At 55.9% G+C, this 21,514-nt stretch carries 18 protein-coding genes; 8 read left to right on the top strand and 10 right to left on the bottom strand.

Features of this window, described 5'->3' with window-relative positions:
- The first annotated feature begins 174 nt into the window (after window positions 1-174).
- The gene (locus tag AC0LWE_RS08690) at window positions 175-720 is read left to right on the top strand and encodes a PadR family transcriptional regulator (protein WP_072241718.1); all 546 of its coding nucleotides are present in this window, start codon (window positions 175-177) and stop codon (window positions 718-720) included.
- Here the strand turns inward: AC0LWE_RS08690 and AC0LWE_RS08685 are convergent.
- Together AC0LWE_RS08685 and AC0LWE_RS08680 are read right to left on the bottom strand one after the other, a co-directional pair.
- Window positions 717-2,276 (bottom strand): methyl-accepting chemotaxis protein, encoded by a 1,560-nt coding sequence (locus tag AC0LWE_RS08685; protein ID WP_202667770.1) that lies wholly within the window; start codon window positions 2,274-2,276, stop codon window positions 717-719. The two genes, AC0LWE_RS08690 and AC0LWE_RS08685, sit on opposite strands and share 4 nt — an antisense overlap.
- A 340-nt stretch (window positions 2,277-2,616) precedes the next feature.
- Window positions 2,617-4,137, bottom strand: a complete 1,521-nt coding sequence (locus AC0LWE_RS08680) for a methyl-accepting chemotaxis protein (RefSeq protein WP_219347358.1) — start codon at window positions 4,135-4,137, stop codon at window positions 2,617-2,619.
- A gap of 434 nt (window positions 4,138-4,571) precedes the next feature.
- Between AC0LWE_RS08680 and ygjG the strand changes: the two genes are divergently transcribed.
- Window positions 4,572-5,951: a putrescine aminotransferase gene (ygjG, locus tag AC0LWE_RS08675; RefSeq protein ID WP_174342863.1), complete on the top strand. Its 1,380-nt coding sequence runs from the start codon at window positions 4,572-4,574 to the stop codon at window positions 5,949-5,951.
- A gap of 35 nt (window positions 5,952-5,986) precedes the next feature.
- Here the strand turns inward: ygjG and AC0LWE_RS08670 are convergent, their stop codons facing one another.
- Entirely contained in the window at window positions 5,987-6,589 is a 603-nt protein-coding gene (locus tag AC0LWE_RS08670) for a helix-turn-helix domain-containing protein (protein WP_219347357.1), read from the bottom strand.
- A gap of 42 nt (window positions 6,590-6,631) precedes the next feature.
- Here AC0LWE_RS08670 and AC0LWE_RS08665 point away from each other — a divergent pair, with 42 nt between their 5' ends.
- Window positions 6,632-7,318 carry a B3/B4 domain-containing protein gene (locus tag AC0LWE_RS08665; RefSeq protein ID WP_219347356.1) on the top strand — a complete coding sequence of 229 codons (687 nt, stop codon included), beginning with the start codon at window positions 6,632-6,634 and terminating at the stop codon, window positions 7,316-7,318.
- Between the two features lie 37 nt (window positions 7,319-7,355).
- On the opposite strand, the gene lsrG is transcribed toward AC0LWE_RS08665, so the two are convergent.
- The 6 genes from lsrG to lsrA are packed head-to-tail and all read right to left on the bottom strand — an operon-like array spanning window position 7,356 to window position 13,043.
- Complete coding sequence (lsrG, locus tag AC0LWE_RS08660) at window positions 7,356-7,649, bottom strand: (4S)-4-hydroxy-5-phosphonooxypentane-2,3-dione isomerase (protein ID WP_219347355.1); 294 nt, start codon at window positions 7,647-7,649, stop codon at window positions 7,356-7,358.
- A complete protein-coding gene (gene lsrF, locus AC0LWE_RS08655; protein ID WP_131486362.1) occupies window positions 7,646-8,533 on the bottom strand; it encodes a 3-hydroxy-5-phosphonooxypentane-2,4-dione thiolase in 888 nt (295 codons plus the stop codon). The genes lsrG and lsrF overlap by 4 nt, the downstream gene beginning before the upstream one ends.
- A gap of 12 nt (window positions 8,534-8,545) precedes the next feature.
- On the bottom strand, window positions 8,546-9,547 hold the full coding sequence (gene lsrB, locus AC0LWE_RS08650) for an autoinducer 2 ABC transporter substrate-binding protein LsrB (protein WP_131486363.1): 1,002 nt from the start codon (window positions 9,545-9,547) through the stop codon (window positions 8,546-8,548).
- Window positions 9,544-10,527, bottom strand: a complete 984-nt coding sequence (lsrD, locus tag AC0LWE_RS08645) for an autoinducer 2 ABC transporter permease LsrD (protein WP_202667774.1) — start codon at window positions 10,525-10,527, stop codon at window positions 9,544-9,546. Before lsrD ends, lsrB begins: the two co-directional genes overlap by 4 nt.
- Window positions 10,528-11,559, bottom strand: a complete 1,032-nt coding sequence (lsrC, locus tag AC0LWE_RS08640) for an autoinducer 2 ABC transporter permease LsrC (RefSeq protein WP_059177412.1) — start codon at window positions 11,557-11,559, stop codon at window positions 10,528-10,530.
- Window positions 11,556-13,043 carry an autoinducer 2 ABC transporter ATP-binding protein LsrA gene (gene lsrA / locus AC0LWE_RS08635; protein ID WP_219347676.1) on the bottom strand — a complete coding sequence of 496 codons (1,488 nt, stop codon included), beginning with the start codon at window positions 13,041-13,043 and terminating at the stop codon, window positions 11,556-11,558. The genes lsrC and lsrA overlap by 4 nt, the downstream gene beginning before the upstream one ends.
- A 215-nt stretch (window positions 13,044-13,258) precedes the next feature.
- On the opposite strand from lsrA, the gene lsrR reads away from it, so the two are divergent.
- The 3 genes from lsrR to AC0LWE_RS08620 all read left to right on the top strand — a co-directional run bounded on the left by lsrR (window position 13,259) and on the right by AC0LWE_RS08620 (window position 18,185).
- Window positions 13,259-14,230 carry a transcriptional regulator LsrR gene (gene lsrR, locus AC0LWE_RS08630; protein ID WP_202667776.1) on the top strand — a complete coding sequence of 324 codons (972 nt, stop codon included), beginning with the start codon at window positions 13,259-13,261 and terminating at the stop codon, window positions 14,228-14,230.
- A gap of 32 nt (window positions 14,231-14,262) precedes the next feature.
- Window positions 14,263-15,855, top strand: coding sequence for an autoinducer-2 kinase (gene lsrK, locus AC0LWE_RS08625; RefSeq protein WP_219347354.1), 1,593 nt, complete (start codon window positions 14,263-14,265; stop codon window positions 15,853-15,855).
- Between the two features lie 308 nt (window positions 15,856-16,163).
- Window positions 16,164-18,185, top strand: a complete 2,022-nt coding sequence (locus AC0LWE_RS08620; RefSeq protein WP_219347353.1) for an NADPH-dependent 2,4-dienoyl-CoA reductase — start codon at window positions 16,164-16,166, stop codon at window positions 18,183-18,185.
- A 215-nt stretch (window positions 18,186-18,400) separates the two neighbouring features.
- Here the strand turns inward: AC0LWE_RS08620 and rlmG are convergent, their stop codons facing one another.
- Window positions 18,401-19,537 carry a 23S rRNA (guanine(1835)-N(2))-methyltransferase RlmG gene (gene rlmG, locus AC0LWE_RS08615; RefSeq protein WP_059177407.1) on the bottom strand — a complete coding sequence of 379 codons (1,137 nt, stop codon included), beginning with the start codon at window positions 19,535-19,537 and terminating at the stop codon, window positions 18,401-18,403.
- A gap of 83 nt (window positions 19,538-19,620) precedes the next feature.
- Here rlmG and AC0LWE_RS08610 point away from each other — a divergent pair, with 83 nt between their 5' ends.
- Window positions 19,621-20,121: a YgjP-like metallopeptidase domain-containing protein gene (locus tag AC0LWE_RS08610; protein WP_216980903.1), complete on the top strand. Its 501-nt coding sequence runs from the start codon at window positions 19,621-19,623 to the stop codon at window positions 20,119-20,121.
- A 259-nt stretch (window positions 20,122-20,380) separates the two neighbouring features.
- On the top strand, window positions 20,381-21,379 hold the full coding sequence (locus AC0LWE_RS08605) for a Gfo/Idh/MocA family protein (protein WP_131486370.1): 999 nt from the start codon (window positions 20,381-20,383) through the stop codon (window positions 21,377-21,379).
- Window positions 21,380-21,514 lie beyond the last annotated feature (135 nt).

Genomic DNA, 21,514 nt, shown 5'->3' with positions numbered 1-21,514 from the left:
TAACAAATCAGATTGCAAGTCTTTTTTTGATACAGTGATATCCACGAAAAACCGCCTCGCAATAATAAAATTAAATCTATAACATTCAGTATCATGAATAAATAAACGCAAAGACAATTGCCAATTTTATAAATTTAGATATAAATTAGATATATCAAATAAAGGAGAATACACATGAGACACTCACACGACGATAGCCACCGAAGTCACCCCCACCACGGGCGTGGGGGCGAACATCATGGCGGCGGCGGGCGCCGTCAGCGATTCTTTGGTCACGGAGAGTTAAGACTGGTGATTCTGGAGATCCTGACGCGTAACGCCAGCCACGGCTATGAGCTGATCAAAGAGATCGAGAGCATGACGCAAGGGAATTACACCCCCAGTCCTGGCGTGATTTACCCTACCCTCGATTTTTTGCAGGACCAGGCGTTTATCACCATTTCGGAAGAAGAGAGTGGGCGCAAAAAAATCGCCATTACCGTTGCCGGACAACACTGGCTGGATGAAAATCAGGAACATCTGGAGCACATTCAGGCACGTATTAAAGCGCGCTGCGTTGGCTTCCAGCTGCGTAAAAATCCGCAGATGAAACGGGCGCTGGATAACTTTAAAGCGGTGCTGGATCTCAGAGTGAATCAGGGAGAAATCAGCGACGCGCAGATCAAACAGATTATCGGTGTGATTGACCGCGCGGCGCTGGAGATCTCCCAGCTGGATTAAGCCAACGCCTCCTCGCGCACGCGGAAGACTTTGACCAGCTCTTTCAGATGCATCGCCTGATCGTTCAGGGATGCCGCTGCAGCCACGGACTCCTCCACCAGCGCGGAGTTCTGTTGGGTGGTCGAGTCGATCAAACCAATCGCGCTGTTAATCTGCGAAATGCCTTCCGTCTGTTCGTGGCTGGCCTGGCGAATATCGCGCAGGATCAGATCCATCCCTTCCACATTCCCGACCATACCGTTGATCAGCGCGCTGGCTTTTTCGACCAGGCTCATGCCGTCCTGAGTCTGGCTGCTTGAACTTTCGATTAACTCGCGGATTTCGCTGGCTGATGAAGCGCTCTTCTGCGCGAGCTGACGAACTTCACCCGCCACCACCGCAAAACCGCGGCCGTGCTCACCCGCACGCGCGGCTTCAACCGCCGCATTCAGCGCCAGAATATTGGTCTGGAAAGCAATCGCGTCAATGAGATTGATAATGTCCGACATGCGGTTAGAGGTTTCATTAATCAGGCGCATTTTTTGCGTCACCTGCTTCATCATCTCGCCGTTGCTTTTCACCACGGTTGCGGCATCTGCGGACAGGTTCGTGGCTTCGCCGGTATGCGCCGCCGTGTTTTTCACCGTCGCGGTAATCTGCTCCATCGAAGCTGCAGTCTGTTCAACAGAACTGGCCTGCTCTTCGGTACGCGCCGCCAGATCCTGATTGCCCGCCACAATCTGCGCGGCCGCGCTGGAGATATTCTCCGAGCCGGTTTGCACCTGTTGCACAATGTCCAGCAGACGCGTTTTCATTTCCATCAGAGCGTGGAGAAGCAGACCCGTTTCGTCTTTGGAGCGAGTGGTGATATTGCGCGTCAAATCGCCTTCAGCGATGGCTTCCGCAAAGGAGACCGCCTCGCCCAGCGGACGCGTAATGGAACGCACGATAAACCAACCAACCGTGCTGCCAATGATCACGCTGAGAACCGTCAATAACACCAGCAGCAGGCGGTTAGATTTGAAATCACTGTCTACCTGCTGACCCGCGTTCTGCATTTCACTGTTCTGCACCGCGATCAGCTCCTGCACTTTCGCCTTGTAGGCTTGTTGCAGATCCACGGTCTTGGTCATCATTTCCTGGATTGCGCCCGCGCGGTCGTTGTTCTGCACGGCCTGCAAAATACGGTAACGGGAGTCCAGATATTCCTGACGCACTGCAGCGATGCCCGCCAGGATTTGCTGTGATTTTTTATCTTGCAGGGAGCGGTTCAGGTCGGTGAGGATCACGGTAATACGCTCGCTCAGCGCTTTCAGATGCTGCTGAGACTGTTCCGTATAGCGACCCTGTTCGTCCAGCAACATCATTTGCTGAGTGCTCACAAACTCCTGGAAGTTTTCGATTAACTGATTGGCTTTCACCGTTGTCGGATAATCGTTGTTAATAATGGACTGCATCCCGTTATTTGCTCGATTCTGGCTCATGAGCGACAGGCTGGCGCTCACCACCATGAGTAAAATTAAGAATCCAAAAGCCAGAAATAATTTCGTGCCGATCTTTACGCCATGTAAAAACATATATACTCCATCAAGGTGATTATTTCTCAGACGATCTGCGTTATCGGTAACTTACGCGCTAACTTTATGACTTTGATCGTTTTTATATTTCATAACCCTTGCAATGGATAGGCGCAATCTATTAATAAGCGCCCATTGATCGATACAGAACCATAAAATATGGCCTTTTTGAAATAGCGTTTGGATAAGTTGGCTTAGGTTGGGATATAAAACTGATGAACTTTTTTTAGTTATTTAATATAAAAACAACAACAATGAATAAATATCACCGCCCTCTCTGGAAAGAAAAAAGCCGTTTATTCCATACGAAATAAACGGCTTTTTTGGAACATAATTTCACTTAATGGAGCACGGTAACCGCATCCTCAAGACGGCCTGCGCGCTGCTTCACCATTGCCGAAACGCGAGCGCTTTCCTCCACCAAATCAGCATTTTTCTGAGTAATGCTGTTCAGCTCTGCCACCGCACGCGTCAGGTCAGAAAGACCGGTCGCCTGTTCCGACGTTGAGTGGCTAATTTGCGCGATCAGGCGCGTGACGTTTTGCACCTGCTCAACGATGTCATCCATCGTACGCCCCGCAGCATGAACCTGATCGGACCCCGACTGTACTTTGCTGGCACTGGCGTCAATCAGCTTGCGAATATCATTGGCGGCATTGGCGCTGCGGCTCGCCAGATGACGCACTTCACCCGCCACGACGGCAAAACCTTTACCTTGCTCCCCCGCACGCGCGGCTTCTACCGCCGCATTCAGCGCCAGAATGTTGGTCTGGAACGCGATATCGTTAATCAACTTGGTGATTGAGCCGATGCGCTGGGTGCTGTCGGCGATTTCGTCCATCGTTTTCACCACGGTCTGCATTGCATTGCCGCCTTCGGACGCCGCACCGCTGGCCACCATCGAGAGTTTGTCCGCTGCCGCAGCGGTTTCAGAGTTGCTCTGCACCGATGCGGCCATCTGATTCATGGTCGCCACCGTGTGCTGCACATTTTCTACCGTCTGACGGGTGCGTTCGTTCAGGTCTTCATTGCCCTTTGCCAGACGATCGCTTCCGTCGCGCACGCTCACGACCTGGTTTGACACATCATTGATAAGCCACCGACACATCAGACCTAACTGGCCGATGGCGCGCAGGGTTAATCCCAGCTCATCGCTGCGATTAAGATGCTCCACGCTGTTGCGATCGCCCGTAGCGACTCTTAGCGCCTGGCGCGCAACGTTTTCGACTGGACGCACAATTTGCTGCTCAAACACCATTGTGCCGAGCAGCATCACCGCTGCGCTCACGCCCAGAGCGGCCCAGCTGGCATGCGTTGCGACCAGCGACACAGCAAGCATCGCAAATAATGCCGTCATCACGCCACGCACGCGCCAGCGCAGCGGCATCGCCGGTAATTTCCCCAGCCAGCCTTTGCTCACCACCAGCCCTTTATGCACACGCTTATTGCATCGTCCTTCGTTGAGGGCTTTGTAGAGTGGTTCAACGGCCGCGATCTCCTCCGCTTTCGCTCGGGTGCGGATCGACATATATCCTGTCACCTGCCCGCCACGCACCATCGGTACGGCGTTGGCTCGCACCCAATAGTGATCGCCATTTTTACGACGATTTTTAACAATTCCGCTCCACGGCTCGCCCTGCTGCAGGGTGTACCACATGTCAGCAAAGGCCGCTTTTGGCATATCGGGATGGCGCACCATGTTGTGCGGTTGTCCCATCAACTCTTCCAGTGGGTAGCCACTCACTTTCACGAACGTATCGTTAGCGTGAGTCATATAACTGTTGAGATCGGTGGTGGACATCAAGGTGGTATCGTCGTTCAGAGGATATTCATTCTGAGTGACATACGTTTGAGAGGACATTATGGCTATACCTTGCAGGTTATTTGATTGTTAATTTTGTGTCTTGATCCTTTTTCGGCGGTTACCAATTTATCTTTAGTTGTTAAAATTGATCCAGATCGCAATTTGCGTTTAAACCGCACTTTTTGTACGTTTTTATAATTAATTGATTTGTAATACTTTCATTGAGAAATTACCCACAAAGGCCTATCTGTTAAGGACTCCTTAATAAGGTGATGATGCACTACCACAGTGCAATTGCCCCGATTGGGCGCAAATGCACCCTCAAAAAGCCCACCGGCAAACCTTGAATCCCCTGCCCGACGCGATTAAATTTTGCGCAACATTATTTTAACCTGGCGTTTATCCCGATTTTCAGCGTGCCCCCAGATGTGGCGTAAACCCTGCAATAATTAAGTCAGTATCATGTGATACGCGATACCCCGGAGCTTATTTTGAACAGGTTACCTTCCAGCGCCTCGGCTCTTGCCTGCACCGCACACGCACTGAATCTCATTGAAAAGCGAACGCTTGATCATGAGGAGATGAAACAACTTAACCGAGAGGTGATTGATTACTTCAAAGAACATGTGAATCCGGGGTTTTTAGAGTACCGAAAATCTGTTACCGCTGGCGGGGATTACGGAGCCGTAGAGTGGCAAGCGGGAAGTCTGAATACGCTTGTTGACACCCAAGGACAGGAATTTATCGATTGCCTGGGTGGTTTTGGAATTTTCAACGTGGGGCACCGTAATCCAGTTGTGGTTTCCGCCGTACAGAATCAGCTCGCCAAACAACCCCTTCACAGCCAGGAATTGCTTGACCCGCTTCGCGCGATGCTCGCGAAAACGCTGGCGGCGCTCACGCCTGGCAAACTGAAATACAGCTTCTTCAGCAATAGCGGCACGGAATCGGTCGAAGCGGCGCTCAAACTCGCCAAAGCGTACCAGTCTCCGCGCGGCAAATTCACCTTTATCGCCACCAGCGGCGCGTTCCACGGTAAATCGCTGGGTGCGCTGTCGGCAACCGCCAAATCCACTTTCCGCAAACCGTTTATGCCGCTGCTGCCGGGCTTCCGCCATGTGCCGTTTGGGGATATCAACGCGATGCGCACCATGCTGACCGAATGCCGTAAAACCGGTGATGACGTGGCGGCGGTGATCCTGGAACCGATTCAGGGTGAAGGCGGCGTGATCCTGCCACCGGTAGGCTATCTGCCGGCGGTCCGTAAGCTGTGCGACGAGTTCGACGCGCTGCTGATTCTGGATGAAGTCCAGACCGGAATGGGCCGTACCGGAAAAATGTTTGCCTGCGAGCACGAAAACGTCCAGCCCGACATTCTCTGTCTGGCGAAAGCGCTCGGCGGCGGCGTGATGCCAATTGGTGCGACGGTGGCCACTGAAGAGGTGTTCTCGGTACTGTTCGATAACCCGTTCCTGCACACCACCACGTTTGGCGGCAACCCGCTCTCCTGTGCGGCGGCACTGGCCACCATCAACGTTTTACTTGAGCAGAACTTGCCCGCTCAGGCGGAACAGAAAGGTGACATGCTGCTGGATGGTTTCTTGCAGTTAGGCCGTGAATACCCTGATCTGGTGCAGGATGCACGCGGCAAAGGGATGCTGATGGCGATTGAATTTGTGGATAACGAAATCGGCTATAGCTTTGCGAGCGAGATGTTCCGCCAGCGGGTGTTAGTGGCCGGAACGCTCAACAACTCAAAAACCATTCGTATCGAACCGCCGTTAACGCTGACGATTGAGCAGTGTGAGCACGTGCTAAAAGCAACGCGTACCGCGCTGGCAGCACTGCGTGTCTCCGTTGAAGAGGCTTAGTATTCGGCCCCCTCTCGGTCCTGAGAGGGGGTTTCTTAGCGATGATACTCCGCGACGGTCATGGTAAAGCGCAACACGCTTTTCCCTTGATTGCCGTAGCTGTGCGCCGACTCCGTTTTGGCCACTGCCGATGCGCCAGCCGTGATTGTCGTCACCGTTTCGCCCACCGTGAGCGTCAATTCACCGTCATTCACATGCAGCAACTCGACCGTTCCGGCTGGATGTCCGGATGAGTGAAAACGTTCCCCCGGATACATCTCCCAACACCATAGCTCAATCATGTCAGGCCCCGCCGTTCCCGCCAGCAGTTTCGCACTGCCGCCCTGCTCCCCCTGCCACAACACGGGAATAGCCGTTTCCTCGATAAGATGCACCAGCGGTTCGCTGGACACATTCACAATGTCAGCCACCGACACGCCAAGCGCCGCCGCCAGCTTACAGAGGATCGCAATGCTGGGATTGGCAGCCCCTTTTTCGATCTCCACTAACATCCCTTTGCTGACGCTGGCGCGGCGGGATAGCTCGTCCAGTGACAACTTTTTGTCTTTACGCCAGCTGCGGATACGGCTGGCGACAGCCAAACTCACTTGGGCGATATCAGCACCCGATTCGGTCATTATATTGACTTTTTCAGTCATTGGTCACTACCATAGTATAAAACAGTCATTACAGGATTATTTATGTCTCTTGTCACGCCGTCAATAGAACCTCGTCTTGCGTCAATCGCGCCAGGGTTCCGCGCCCTGAGCATCATGGTTGAGGCTGCGCCTATTCTTCATCCCGACGTCGCGCCCGCAGCGTTAGCGCGCGCCTGTCAGCAGGTTTTAAACGATGATGTCGCCTGGGCTAGTGCGCATCTCACCGCCTGGGACGACGTCTTTATAGCCTTTGGGGCAAAGCCTAAACGTACACCTTGCTCAGCTAACGCCCTGCGTAAGCGCGTGCTGAAAGAGGGCGAATTGCCCTCTCTGGATCCGATCGTCGATATCTACAATGCCATCAGCGTTCGCTACGCCATCCCGGTGGGTGGCGAAAATTTCGCAGCGTATTCAGGCGTGCCTCGCCTGACGATTGCCGACGGCAGCGAGCCGTTCGATACCCTGAAAGAGGGTCAGCCGATTGTCGAATACCCGGATTCGGGAGAGGTTATCTGGCGCGATGACATCGGCGTAACCTGTCGCCGCTGGAACTGGCGACAGGGCGTGAGAACACGTCTGGATAGTCAGGCCAAAACGATGTGGTTTATTCTTGAAAGCCTGCCCGCGATGCCTTATGAAGCACTGGAAGCGGCAGGTGAAGAGTTAATCAGTCACCTGCAACAGCTCATGCCTGGCGCCGTGGCACACAGTGAAATTATTACCCTTTGAAAAATGTCCGGGCGGCACGCAGCCTGCCCGGCTATTTTTATTCCGGCATCAGCCCCACAAAACTGCGCTTCTTGCGCGGCTCCGACATCAATTCTTCGAGCTTATCCACGCAGGCCAGATAGTGCGGCGTTTTTTTATGTGCCATCACCGCCTCTGCATCTTTGTAGGCTTCGTAGATAAAGAATCGCGTTTTCACGCGCGGGTCCTGCAGGACATCAAAGCGTAGATTTCCCGGCTCCTGAATCGCGCCTTCATGATTGGCGCGGAATACGTCCAGAAACTCATCCACGCGCTCCGGCTTAATGTTGATCTCCACTAGCGTCACGTTCATTGCCCTTCTCCCTGTTTTTCTTCCTGCCAGAACTGGAATGCCTCGCGGGCGCTCATGTTCTCGTGAACCACTTTCTTGACCGCCTTCAGCATCGCCAGCGGCGCGCTGGACTGGAAAATATTGCGTCCCATATCGACGCCGGATGCACCCTGATCGATGGCGCGGAAGCACATCTCCAGCGCTTCGTGTTCCGGTAACTTTTTGCCCCCGGCGATGACAATCGGCACCGGACAGCTGGCGGCGACTTTTTCAAACCCCTCTTCCACGAAATAGGTTTTAACGATCTGGGCACCCATCTCAGCGGCGATGCGGCTGGCGAGCGAGAAATAGCGCGCGTCGCGTGCCATCTCTTTGCCCACGCCGGTCACGGCCAGCGTCGGGATGCCGTAGCGATTACCTGCATCGACCAGCTTGATTATGTTGTTGATCGACTGATGCTCAAATTCGCTGCCGATATACACCTGCGCCGCCACCGCGCAGACGTTCAGGCGCAGCGCATCTTCCATCGCCACTGCCACGCATTCGTTCGACAGCTCGCCCAAAATCGAGTTACCGCCCGATGCGCGCAGCACCACCGGTTTATTGGTGGCGGGCGGCACAGTGCTGCGCAAAATCCCGCGCGTACACATCAGCACATCGGTTTCGGCGAATAACGGCGCGATCGACAGATCGATACGCTCAAGCCCGGTGGTCGGTCCCTGAAAATAGCCATGATCAAAGGCCAGCATCACCGTACGGTTGCTTGTTGGGTTAAAGATACGCGCGAGCCTGGACTGCATGCCCCAGTCCAGCGCACCGCAGCCCTTCAGGGTGAACGGCACGTTCTGTTGCGGCGTGCCGATACCAAAATCTTTGCCGTCTTTGATGTCATCTAAATCAGCCATTTCTTCCCCCCGTCAGAAGTCGTATTTGTCGATATTCTCTTTGGTGAACACCACGCGCTCCGGCAGCAGCACGATGCCGTTACCCTTCGCTTCATACTGATAGCCCTGCACGCTGTTTGGCTCGACCTTCAGCACACCAATACCTTTAACGTCCACGCTATCGCCTGGGTTAAGATCGCCCTTTTTCAGCAAATGATCGGCGACATTGACCGCAATTTTGCCCTGTTGCACCACATCCCACAGGCCAAAGGCTTTCACCGTGCCGCGCTCAACGTAAGGGCGCATCACGTTAGGCGTGCTGAATCCGACAATCGCAACACCTTCGCGTTTAAGGTTTTCCGTCGCCTGCGCAGCGGCTGGCAGCGCGTTGGCGTCCGGCGCGATAATCGCATCCAAATCCGGGTAGGCCTTCAAAATCCCCTCAGCGGTTTGCAGAGATTTGGTGGCGTCGTTATAGCCAAACTGTGTGGTCACTACCTGCCACTGCGGATGGTCTTTCTCGATTTTGGCCTTCGCCTCTTTCACCCACTGGTTCTGGTCGGTCACGGTCGGGCTGGAGTAGAAAAACGCCACTTTTGCAGCGGGTTTCGTCACCTGTTTCGACGCCATATCGACCAGCAAACCGCCAAGCTGTTCCGGCGTGCCCTGGTTGATGTAGATGCTGCGGCATTCGGGTTTGGTATCAGAATCCCAGGTCAGCACTTTGACGCCGCGCTGCATCGCGCGCTTCAGCGCCGGACACAGCCCGTCTGGCGACACGGCGGACACAATAATCGCGTTAAAGCCCTGGTTGACGAAGTTGTTGATCAGCTGCACCTGCCCGGAGACGCTCGGCTCGGTCGGGCCATCGTAAGTGACATCCACACCTAACGCTTTACCGGCCTCTTTCGCACCGTTTCCGCCGCTGGTGAAGAAGCCAACGCCCACCAGTTTTGGGATAAAGGCGATGCGATCGGCGGCCTGTGCCGACGCCACGCTGAGCGCTACCGCCAGGACTAACAGTTTTGTTTTCATCTCAAGCTCCGGGTATGTTTTGTGAAGAAATTACGCACCCATTCACGGTGCAAGCTCAGCGAACGTCCCATGACCACCACAACCAACAGCGCCCCTGACAGCGCGCTCGACACCTGGTTAGGGATGCCGACCATCTGTAAACCTTGCTGCAGATACCCCACCAGCAACGCCGCCAGCGCAGTACCGATAACCGAACCTGAACCACCATAAATATTCGCGCCGCCAAGCACGGCCGCCGTGAGCGCAGGCATCAGCAGGTCGCGTCCTAAATCGGAACGCGCCGAGCCGAAATAAGAGACCATCACCAGCGCGGCAATGGCCGACGCCACGCCTACCAGGCCATACAGCGCGTACGGCATGCCGTTGACGGACAGCGCCGCATAGCGCGCCGCGCGTGGGTTTTGGCCGATCAGGAAAAGATGTCGACCGAAACGCCCGCGATGGGTGATCAGCCAGAAAAAGAAGGTGATGAACGCAAACAGCACCAGCGGGATCGGCAGACCCAACACGGTCAGATTGGCGAAAGCGGTAAAGCTGTCCGGAAAGCCGCCGATGCCCTCGTAACCGGTCGCCCCCGCCAAACCGGAGAGCAGCAACGCTCCGCCGCCGTAGAGATACAGCGTGCCGAGGGTGATAACCAAAGGGCTGATACCGGTGTAATGGATCAGGGCGGCGTTGAACAAACCGCACAACAGGCCGAGCAGCAGCGTCAGCGGGACGGCGAAATACATCGGCAGGCCAAACTGCATCATGACGCCCAGCGCGATGGCGCACAGGCCGATGGTCGAGCCGAGCGAAATGTCGATCCCACCACTGATAATCACCAGCGTCAGCGGCAGCGCAACAATGCCGATGCAGATAAAGTCGCTGGTGCTGAACAGCAGCATGTTGATATCCAGCATGCGCGGATTAATCGCCCCGAAGAGCAGGATTTCGAGTACCAGCAAAATCAGCAGCGTGGTTTCCCAGTTAAGCTTCATTTACGCCACCTCTTTTTTGCGTTTGGGAAACGGGGTAACGTGCTTTCCCCCTTTATTGCCCGGCTGAAAACGGCTGTATTTCAGCGCGCGCTGATGACGCGTCAGCGCCTGGCGTAACCGCCCGTCAAGCACCAGCACGCCCAGCAGAACCAGTCCGGCAATAAAATCGTTCCACCAGGCCGGGAGTCTGAACAGCACCAGCACGGTGTCGATTTGCGTCAGGAAGAACGCCCCAAGAAATGCGCCAATCAGCGTGCCCGTCCCGCCGAGGAGTGAGATCCCGCCCAGCACGCAGGCGGCGATGGCTTTCATCTCCAGTCCGCTGCCGGTCTGATTTGGCACAAATCCAATTTGCGAGGCAAAGACAATTCCGGCGCAGGCGGCCAGCATGCCGTTGAGCGTAAACGCGAGCATTCGCGTGCGATTCACCGCGACGCCGAGCTGGCGTGCGGCGGCAAGATTGTCACCCACCGCGTAGAAATCGCGGCCAGCAACCGTGCGCGACAGCGTCCATGCGCCGATGAGCACTAAAAACAGCACCGCCATTCCGAGCGGCGAAACGCCGAGCGCAACGGGCTCAGAGAGCGATTTCAGGCTAGACGGCAGCCCCTCGATCCACTTCCCCCCCGTCCACAACAGCATCGCACCGCGATACAGCCCCAGCGTGCCGAGCGTGGCGACAATTGCCGGAATGCGTAAACCGACCACCAGCAGGCCGTTAAACGCCCCCGCCAGCGCGCCGATCGCCAGCGCAAACAGCATCGACACCGGCAGGCTGTAGCCGTTATTCAAGGCCACCCCAACGGCAATCGCGCACAGCCCAACGGTGGACCCCACCGACACGTCGATATTGCGCGTGAGCATGACCAGCGTCGCACCCAGCGCCAGCAGGATTAAAATCTGCGAACTGGCAAAAATCATTCCCAGCGTTTGAAAGCTCAAATACGCCGGATTAAGGGCCACCAGCACACCAAACAGCGCCAGAATGGCCAGGAAAGCGCTCAGCTCGCGGTTTTTCAGCAACGTCTTCATGATTGCCCTCCAAAGGCCAGCGCCATCATCCGATCCAGACTCACGGCATGACGCGGCAGCTCACCGCTAAACATGCCCTGATGCATCACCAGCACGCGATCCGCAAGCCCAGGGAATTCGTCGAGATCGCTGGAGATCATCAGGACCGCCACGTTTTGTGCCGCCACGCTTTTGATCAGCTGATAAATGTCGGCTCGCGCCGAAACGTCCACCCCGCGCGTCGGCTCATCAACGATCAGCAGCAGTGGATTTGCCTCCAGACAGCGCGCCAGCAGCACTTTTTGCTGATTGCCGCCGGACAGTGTGCGCACGATTTGATCCGGATGATTAAGTTTGATCCCGAGCGCCCGGTGATAGCGCTCGACCACCGCCGCTTCGCGTTTACGTTGCTGCCACAGCGACGGTTCGTTCAGCGCAACGGTATTCCAGCGAATGGGCGCATCCAGGAACAAACCGGAAACCTGCCGATCCTCCGGCAAATAGACCAGCCCTTTTTCCAGCCGTGTCAGCACCGAATCCCCACCAATATCTTGATTTTCGAGCCAGATCCGTCCACCGCGCGTCGGTCGCAGCCCGTACAGCGTTTCAGCAAATTCAGTCCGCCCGGATCCCACCAGCCCGGCGAGACCCACGATCTCACCCGCGTAGATCTCAAGACTGAGATCGATAAACCCTTCGCCCGTCAGATCTTCCACGCGTAACACCGGGAAATCCTGCGCCTGCGTGCGGCGATTACCCGGCAGCGCCAGCCACAGCTTTTGCGTGTCGCTTAAGCCCTGTTCGCGGCTGACGGGGGTCATAGCGGTAATCAGCGCCTTGTCGTCAAACTGCGTGGTTTCGCCGCTGAGCACCACCGCGCCGTCGCGCATCACCGAAACGTGGCTGGCAAGCTGGCGAATTTCCGGCAATTTATGCGAGATAAAAACGATGCCGACACCCAGATCCTGCAATGCGCGGATCTGGCGGAACAGGCGTTCGGTTTCGCCCGGCGTGAGCGACGCCGTCGGTTCGTCGAGGATCAGGATCTTCGCGTCACGCATCAGCCCGCGCAGGATTTCCACCATCTGCTGATCCGCCACTTCCAGCGTGCTGGCGGCGGCATCGAGATTGAGCTGGCACTGCAACTGCTGGAGTTTATCGGCAAGCCGTTTTTCAGGATCGTTGCCGCGCGGCAGGCGAAAGAGAATGTTTTCGCGCACGGTGAGATTGGGGAACAGCATCGGTTCCTGCGGAACAAGATAAATGCCTAACTGATGCGCCAGGCCGGGTTTGAGACGCGCAAAGGGTTTGCCTTCGACAGTAAGTTCACCGCTGTCGGGCGTTTCCACCCCGGCGATGATTTTCATCAGCGTCGATTTTCCGGCGCCGTTACCGCCCATCAGGGCATGCACCTGGCCGGAAAGCAGCGTGAAATCAATGCCCCTTAGCACCGGAACACCGGAGAACTGTTTGTGGATGCCGTGCGCTTCGATTAGTACTGTCATCATCGCTCCGCTATTGAACAAATGATTTTTTGATTTAATAATGTTCAAAAGCGTAGACGGTGAACTATATTTACAACCGTGCAGGGATCACAATTTTATTGATTAGGATCCAATTCAGGTCAAAACATTTTAAAAGATCCGTTTTGCCGCGTGGCTCACATTTTCAATCCGCGTCATCACGAACATATGATCTAAATTTTTATAAGAGTTCAATTATGAGCGATAAACGCATTGCCGAAGAGAGTCGATTTGCCGGACTGGCGCTAACGGAAGAGGAACTGGTGGCACGCGTGGCCTGGTGTTATTACCACGACGGTTTAACACAGAACGATATTGGCGAGCGCCTGGGTCTGCCGCGCCTGAAAATCTCGCGCTTGCTGGAAAAAGGGCGTCAGTCAGGCGTCATCCGCGTACAGATAAATTCCCGGTACGAAGGGTGTCTGGCGCTGGAGACCGAATTACAGCAACGCTTTGGGCTGAAGCTGATTCGCGTGCTGCCAGCGTTAAATGCCGTGCCCATGAACGTACGTCTGGGGATTGGCGCTGCACAATCGTTGATGGGCGTGCTGGAACCGGGGCAACTGCTGGCCGTGGGATTCGGTGAAACCACCATGAGCTGTATTCAGCACTTAAGCGGATTTATTAGCTCGCAGCAGGTGCGGCTGGTGACGCTTTCGGGCGGTGTGGGGCCATACATGACCGGCATCGGCCAGCTTGATGCCGCCTGTAGCGTCAGCATGATCCCTGCCCCGCTGCGCGTTTCTTCCGCAGAAGTGGCGGGCATTTTAAAACGCGAAGCCAGCGTGCGGGACGTCATCCTTGCGGCAACCGCTGCCGATGCCGCCGTCGTTGGCATTGGTTCAGTCAATCAGCGTCGTGACGCGACAATTTTACGCGCCGGTTATATCAGCGAAGGCGAACAGCTGATGTACGCCCGCAAAGGCGCAGTGGGCGATATCCTCGGCTATTTCCTGAATGCGGCGGGCGAACGGGTATCTGATCTTGAGATCCACCACGAATTACTCGGCGTGACGCTCGATGAACTGGCGCAGTTGCCCACCATCGTCGGCGTGGCGGGAGGGGAAGAAAAAGCAGATGCGATTTATGCCGCACTGAAAGGTCGCCTTATCAATGGCCTGGTGACGGAAGAGACGACAGCCCGCGCGGTGCTGGCTCTGGCTGGATAAGAGTCGCCCTGCGCCTGACACGAGGCAAGCTCATGAGTTACCTTTTAGCGTTAGATGCAGGGACGGGAAGCGTTCGCGCCGTTGTGTTTGATTTGCACGGCAATCAGATTTCAGTCGGGCAGGCGGAGTGGAAACACCTGAGCGTGGAAAACGTGCCCGGCTCAATGGAGTTCGATCTCGACACCAACTGGCGGCTGGCCTGTCAGTGTATTCACCAGGCGCTGGATCGCGCGCATCTCAATGCCGCTGATATTCAGTCCGTCGCCTGCTGCTCCATGCGCGAAGGAATCGTGTTATACGATCGCAACGGCGATGCCATCTGGGCCTGCGCCAACGTCGACGCTCGCGCCAGCCGCGAAGTGGCAGAGCTTAAAGAAATTCACGACAACCGCTTTGAATCCGAAGTGTATGACGTCTCCGGCCAAACGCTGGCGCTGAGCGCCATGCCGCGCCTGCTGTGGCTGGCGCATCACCGCCCCGATATTTATCGCAACGCTGCGACCATCACCATGATCAGCGACTGGCTGGCGGCGAAGCTCTCCGGCGAACTGGCGGTGGATCCGTCGAATGCGGGCACCACTGGCATGCTCGATCTGTTTAGCCGCGACTGGCGTCCAGCCCTGCTGGATATGGCCGGGCTGCGCGCCGATATTCTCTCTCCGGTTAAAGAGACGGGCACCGTGCTGGGGGCGGTGACAAAAGCCGCCGCATCACAAAGCGGCCTGCGCGAAGGGACGCCCGTCGTGATGGGCGGTGGCGACGTGCAGTTGGGCTGTCTGGGTTTAGGGGTTGTGCGTGCCGGGCAAACGGCGGTTCTCGGCGGGACGTTCTGGCAGCAGGTGGTGAATCTGCCGCAGGTGCGTACCGATCCGGACATGAATATTCGGGTGAATCCACACGTCATTCCGGGCATGGCGCAGGCGGAGTCGATCAGTTTCTTTACCGGGCTGACGATGCGCTGGTTCCGGGACGCTTTTTGCGCGGAAGAAAAACTGATTGCCGAGCGCATGGGAATGGACGCTTATGCTCTGCTTGAGGAGATGGCCAATCGTGTTCCGGCCGGTTCTCACGGCGTGATGCCGATATTTTCTGATGCCATGCATTTCAAGCAGTGGTATCACGCCGCGCCGTCGTTTATCAATCTTTCCATTGACCCGGAAAAATGCAACAAAGCGACGCTGTTCCGCGCGCTGGAAGAGAACGCGGCGATTGTTTCAGCCTGCAATTTGGCGCAGATTTCACGCTTTTCCGGCGTGACGTTTGAGAGCCTGGTGTTCGCCGGTGGCGGTGCGAAAGGCGCGCTGTGGAGCCAGATTTTAAGCGACGTCACCGGGCTGCCGGTGCGCGTGCCGGACGTCAAAGAAGCGACGGCACTTGGCTGCGCGATAGCGGCGGGAACGGGTGCGGGGCTGTATAACGATATGGCTGCAACGGGTGAGACGCTGGTGAAATGGAGCCGGGAATTTACGCCGAATCCAGAACATCGCGAGCTGTATGACGGGATGATGCAAAAATGGCAGGCGGTGTATGCCGATCAGCTTGGCCTGGTTGACAGCGGCCTGACCACGTCGATGTGGCAAGCGCCTGGGCTGGTGCGCGCGCCTTCACCCCGGTCCTCTCCTTAAGGGAGAGGGAGAAGACCAGATCGAATCAGCCTTTTAATATCGCACCAGGACTTTCCCTCTCCCCACGGGAGAGGGAAAGTCCTGGTGAGTAACTCCGTTGATTCAAACCTGCCCGCGCCCCTTCCGCTCATCCCCTCAAACTGCTCAAGACGATTCCATCGCCCCTTTGGGAAGAGGATGAGCGTCCGGCAGCAGCAATCTTTGACTCTCATCACATTCACCACACTCCCCTTTTCCCTTTTCCCGGCGACTGGCTAAATTAGTAACTCATCCGACCACATAACAATAATTTTACATTGGAAGAGATTATGAGCCGCTACCCGTCGTTATTCGCCCCGCTTGATCTGGGCTTTACTACGCTCAAAAACCGCGTGTTAATGGGCTCAATGCATACCGGTCTGGAAGAACATCCGGAGGGTGCTGAGCGGCTAGCGGCATTTTATGCCGAGCGCGCCCGTCACGGCGTGGCACTGATTGTGACCGGTGGCGTCGCGCCCGCGCTGTCGGGCGTCGGAATGGAAGGCGGTGCGGTGCTGAATGATGTCAGCCAGCTGCCGCAGCATCGAATAGTGACGGACGCGGTACACAAAGAGGGCGGCAAAATCGCCCTGCAAATCCTGCATACCGGGCGGTATAGCTATCAGCCGCATCTGGTGGCACCGTCGGCGATTCAGGCGCCGATCAACCGTTTCAAACCCCACGCCCTGACGCATGACGAGATTCTCGCACTGATTGATGATTTTTCCCGCTGCGCCGCGCTGGCGCGTGAAGCCGGTTATGACGGCGTCGAAATCATGGGGTCCGAAGGTTATCTGATTAACGAATTCCTGGCGGCACGCACTAACCAGCGCGACGACGAATGGGGTGGTGATTATGCGCGCCGAATGCGCTTTGCCGTCGACGTGGTGCGTGCCGTGCGTGCGCGCGTCGGAACAGATTTTATTATCGTATTCCGCCTGTCGATGATCGACCTGGTGGAAGGCGGCGGCACGTTTGACGAAACCGTACAGCTGGCGCAGGCGATCGAAGCGGCGGGGGCAACGATCATTAATACCGGCATCGGCTGGCACGAAGCGCGTATTCCTACCATCGCCACCGCCGTACCTCGCGCGGCGTTTAGCTGGGTGACGCGCAAGTTAAAAGGCAAAGTGTCGATTCCGCTGGTGACGACCAACCGCATAAACGATCCGCAGGTCGCAGACGATGTGCTGGCAAATGGCGATGCGGATATGGTGTCGATGGCGCGTCCCTTCCTCGCTGATGCCGAACTGCTGTCCAAAGCGCAAAGCGATCGCGCTGATGAGATCAATACCTGCATTGGCTGTAATCAGGCCTGTCTGGATCAGATTTTCGTCGGCAAGGTGACCTCTTGTCTGGTCAACCCGCGCGCCTGCCACGAAACCAAAATGCCAATCGTACCGGCGGTGAAAATCAAACGTCTGGCGGTAGTGGGCGCCGGCCCCGCTGGCCTGGCTTTTGCGGTGAATGCCGCGTCGCGTGGGCATGCGGTCACGCTGTTTGACGCCGCCGCAGAGATCGGCGGACAGTTTAATATCGCCAAACAGATTCCCGGCAAAGAGGAGTTTTACGAGACGCTGCGCTATTACCGGAAAATGATCGCACTAACGGGCGTGGAACTGCGCCTCAATCACTTCGTCACCGCACCGGATCTGGCGGGATTTGACGACGTGATCTTAGCCAGCGGGATCGCCCCACGTACGCCAGAGATCGAGGGCATCGATCATCCTAAGGTGCTGAGTTATCTCGACGTCTTGCGCGACAAAGTCCCTGTGGGCGAAAAGGTGGCGATTATCGGTTGCGGTGGGATCGGCTTTGATACCGCGATGTATCTTAGCCAGCCGGGAGAGGCCACCAGTCAGAATATCGCCGAGTTCTGCGTGGAATGGGGGATCGACACCAGCCTGAATCAGTCCGGCGGTCTGCGCCCGGAAGGCCCGCAGTTGCCAAAAAGCCCGCGCCAGATTGTGATGCTACAGCGCAAAGCCAGCAAACCGGGCGAAGGGCTGGGCAAAACCACCGGCTGGATCCATCGCACCACCCTGCTTTCACGCGGCGTGAAGATGATCCCGGCAGTGAGCTATCAGAAAATCGATGACGACGGATTACATGTAACGATCGGCGGGGAGCAGCAGCTGTTACGCGTGGATCAGGTGATTTTGTGTGCCGGGCAGGAGCCGCGTCGTGAGCTGGCGGATCCGTTACGCGAAGCCGGAATCGCAGTACATTTAATTGGCGGGTGCGACGTGGCGATGGAGTTGGATGCCCGACGTGCGATCGCGCAAGGCACGAAACTGGCACTGGCTATTTAGCATTGCCCGATAACGCTGGAGATGAATGCAAAACGGCAACGATAGTCACCATTTTTAATCTTTGCTCCCTCTCCCGTGGGAGAGGGCCGCGTTGAGGGCATCAGGCTGCACGCTGTAAAAACAAAACGGTAACCGTAGTTACCGTTTTTAATCTTTGCTCCCTCTCCCGTGGGAGAGGGCTGGGGTGAGGGCATCAGGCCGCCCCCCCCCAAATCTTAGCGGGTACGACCCAGCTTCACGGCTTTGAGCACCACGAATTTATTGTTGGTGGCGATGGTGGTGCAGTTTCCGAAGATCTTCTTCAGCTTGTGGAAGTAGTCCAGATGACGGTTCGCCACGATATACAGCTCGCCGTTGATTTTCAGGCAGCGGCGGGCGTGGTGGAACATCTCCCACGCGACGTTATCCGTCAGCGCATGCTGCTGATGGAACGGCGGGTTGCAGAGCACGGCGTTAAAGCGGAACGGCTCCACGCCAGACAGCGCGTTGTTGATCATAAACTCGCAGCGATCCAGCGCCTCGGGCATGTTGGTTTCAACGTTGAGGCGGCTGGAGGCGACGGCCATTGGCGATTCATCCGTAAAGAGGACACTCGCCTCCGGGTTTTTCTCCAGCAGCGTCAGGCCTACCACGCCGTTACCGCAGCCGAGATCGACGATTTCGCCTTCCAGGTTGCCCGGCAGATGTTCCAGGAAGAAGCGCGCGCCAATGTCCAGACCGGTACGGGAGAAGACGTTTGCGTGGTTATGAATCGTCCAGTCGGTACCTTCCAGCTTCCAGCTTAACATCTGCTGTGCGTCCACCAGCGCGGGCTCAGTGAAGATACAGTTGATGAGACGCGCCTTTTTCCAGGCAAGCGTCGTGGTAGTGGTGCCCAGAATTTTTTCGAACAGCTCCAGCGTGGAGTTGTGAATATCACGCGCCTTTGCGCCCGCGATAATGCGCGTTTGCGGCGTCACGACCAGACGCAGCGCGCGCAGCTGCTGTTCCAGCAGGGCCAGCGTTTTAGGAATTTTAATCAGCACGACGCCCGGCGCCTGCGGATATTCCGCGGTGCTGTCTAAGAACTTGACGCTGGATTCAGCAATCTCGTTGTGGCGCAGGTTCTCGCGGGTGGCGAGTTCACTGAGATAGGAATCGCCGATGCTGTAAGGCGTATGCTCGGCCAGCGCGCAGGCCAGCGCACCGAAGGTATCATTCAGGACCAGAACCGGGCCGCTGATTTCGGTGTCATCCAACTGTTGCAGCAAATATTCATCCGCCGCTTCCCACGCCTGCAGCGGGTTAACGTCGTCCGTTTCCGGGAAACGTTTAAGGTTGAGTGAACGGAAACCGTTGTCTAAGTGGCTCATCGGCCCTCCTGAATGGTAAAATTTGGCGTATCCCTGAAAAGGGTGCGTGAGTATACCCGTTTTCCTCTTCATTTGGGGCTTTGATGAACCAACTAACTTATCTCCAGGGCTATCCAGAGAATTTACTGACTCAGGTCCGCACGTTAATTACCGAGCAAAAGCTGGGATCGGTGCTGGAAAAACGCTATCCAGGCACGCACGATTTCGCGACCGATAAGGCCCTTTGGCAGTATACGCAGGATATGAAAAACCGGTATCTGAAGAGCGCCCCGCCGATCAATAAAGTGATGTATGACAACAAGATCCACGTGTTGAAAAATGCACTCGGTTTACATACTTCGATTTCGCGCATCCAGGGCGGCAAGCTGAAGGCCAAAGCCGAAATCCGCGTGGCGACCGTTTTTCGCAACGCGCCGGAAGCGTTTTTGCGCATGATCGTGGTGCATGAGCTGGCACATCTGAAGGAGAAAGAGCACGACAAAGCGTTCTACTCTTTGTGCTGCCATATGGAACCGCAGTACCACCAGCTTGAGTTTGATACGCGCCTGTGGCTAACGCATTTATCGTTAAAGGATTGCCCCTAAATTATTCGAGTTGCAGGACAAGGCACTTGTTCCTTGAGCAGCGCTGGCGCTGAACCCGAAGGGGCGAGGCCATAGGCCGAGTAACGCGGCGATGCAACGAATTCCAGGAGCTGACTAAAGTCAGTGGCTGAGGTGAGTGAGGAAAGCCAACGCACCTGCAGCTTGAAGAATGACGGGGATGCGTTTTAGCGCACTGGTTTTGTCATGATGCCGTGCTACAGTGACAAAAGGTTCCCTGCTACGGAGTACGTGAACGTTTATGATACGTTTCGCTGTTATTGGTACGAACTGGATCACGCGCCAGTTCGTTGACGCCGCCCATGAAACCGGCAAATACAAACTCACCGCCGTTTATTCCCGCAGTCTTGAACAGGCGCAGTCTTTTGCAAGCGATTATCCCGTCGAACATCTGTTTACCTCGCTCGACGACATGGCGCAAAGCGACGCAATCGACGCGGTCTATATCGCCAGCCCGAACGCTCTGCATTCGCAACAGACCCTGCAGTTCCTCGCCCATAAAAAGCATGTGATTTGCGAGAAGCCGCTGGCGTCGAATATTCAGGAAGTGGAAGCCGCTATCGCCCTGGCGCGCGAAAACCAGGTGGTGTTGTTCGAAGCGTTCAAAACCGCCAGCCTGCCGAATTTCCTGCTGTTGCAGCAATCGCTGCCAAAGCTTGGCAAGGTGCGCAAAGCGTTTATTAACTACTGCCAGTATTCCTCGCGCTATCAGCGCTATCTGGATGGCGAAAACCCGAACACCTTTAATCCGGCGTTCTCGAATGGGTCGATTATGGATATCGGCTTTTACTGCCTGGCCTCTGCGGTTGCACTCTGGGGCGAGCCGCACGGCGTGATGGCCACCGCCAGCCTGCTGGACAGCGGCGTGGATGCGCACGGTGTGGTGGTAATGGATTACGGTGATTTCAGCGTGACGCTACAGCATTCTAAAGTCAGCGATTCCGTGCTACCGAGCGAAATTCAGGGCGAAGCCGGATCGTTGGTGATCGAAAAAATTTCAGAATGCCAGAAGGTGAGCTTTGTGCCGCGCGGTGGAAAGCCGCAGGAGCTGACGCAGCCTCAACATATTAACACTATGCTCTATGAGGCAGAGGTCTTCGCTCGCCTGGTAGAAAATAACGAAGTGAATCACCCTGGGCTGGCGGTAAGTCGTACGACAGCGAAACTGCAGACGGAAATCCGTCGTCAGACGGGCGTGGTTTTCCCTGCGGATGGCGTGAACGCTGAAGCCATCGCGTAAAGCTGTGTAAGAGAATTCGGTCAGCCATTGACGAAACGCGTCCGCTGACATATTTTGTTACCTGCAAAGGGGAGTAACTTCATTGCCGGTGGGTCGTCATTACGATGCGTGTAATACCGCATCCGGTCGCCGGGC

It is taken from the genome of Lelliottia sp. RD5, assembly GCF_056032945.1.
This window is presented reverse-complemented; position numbering and strand designations above follow the sequence as displayed.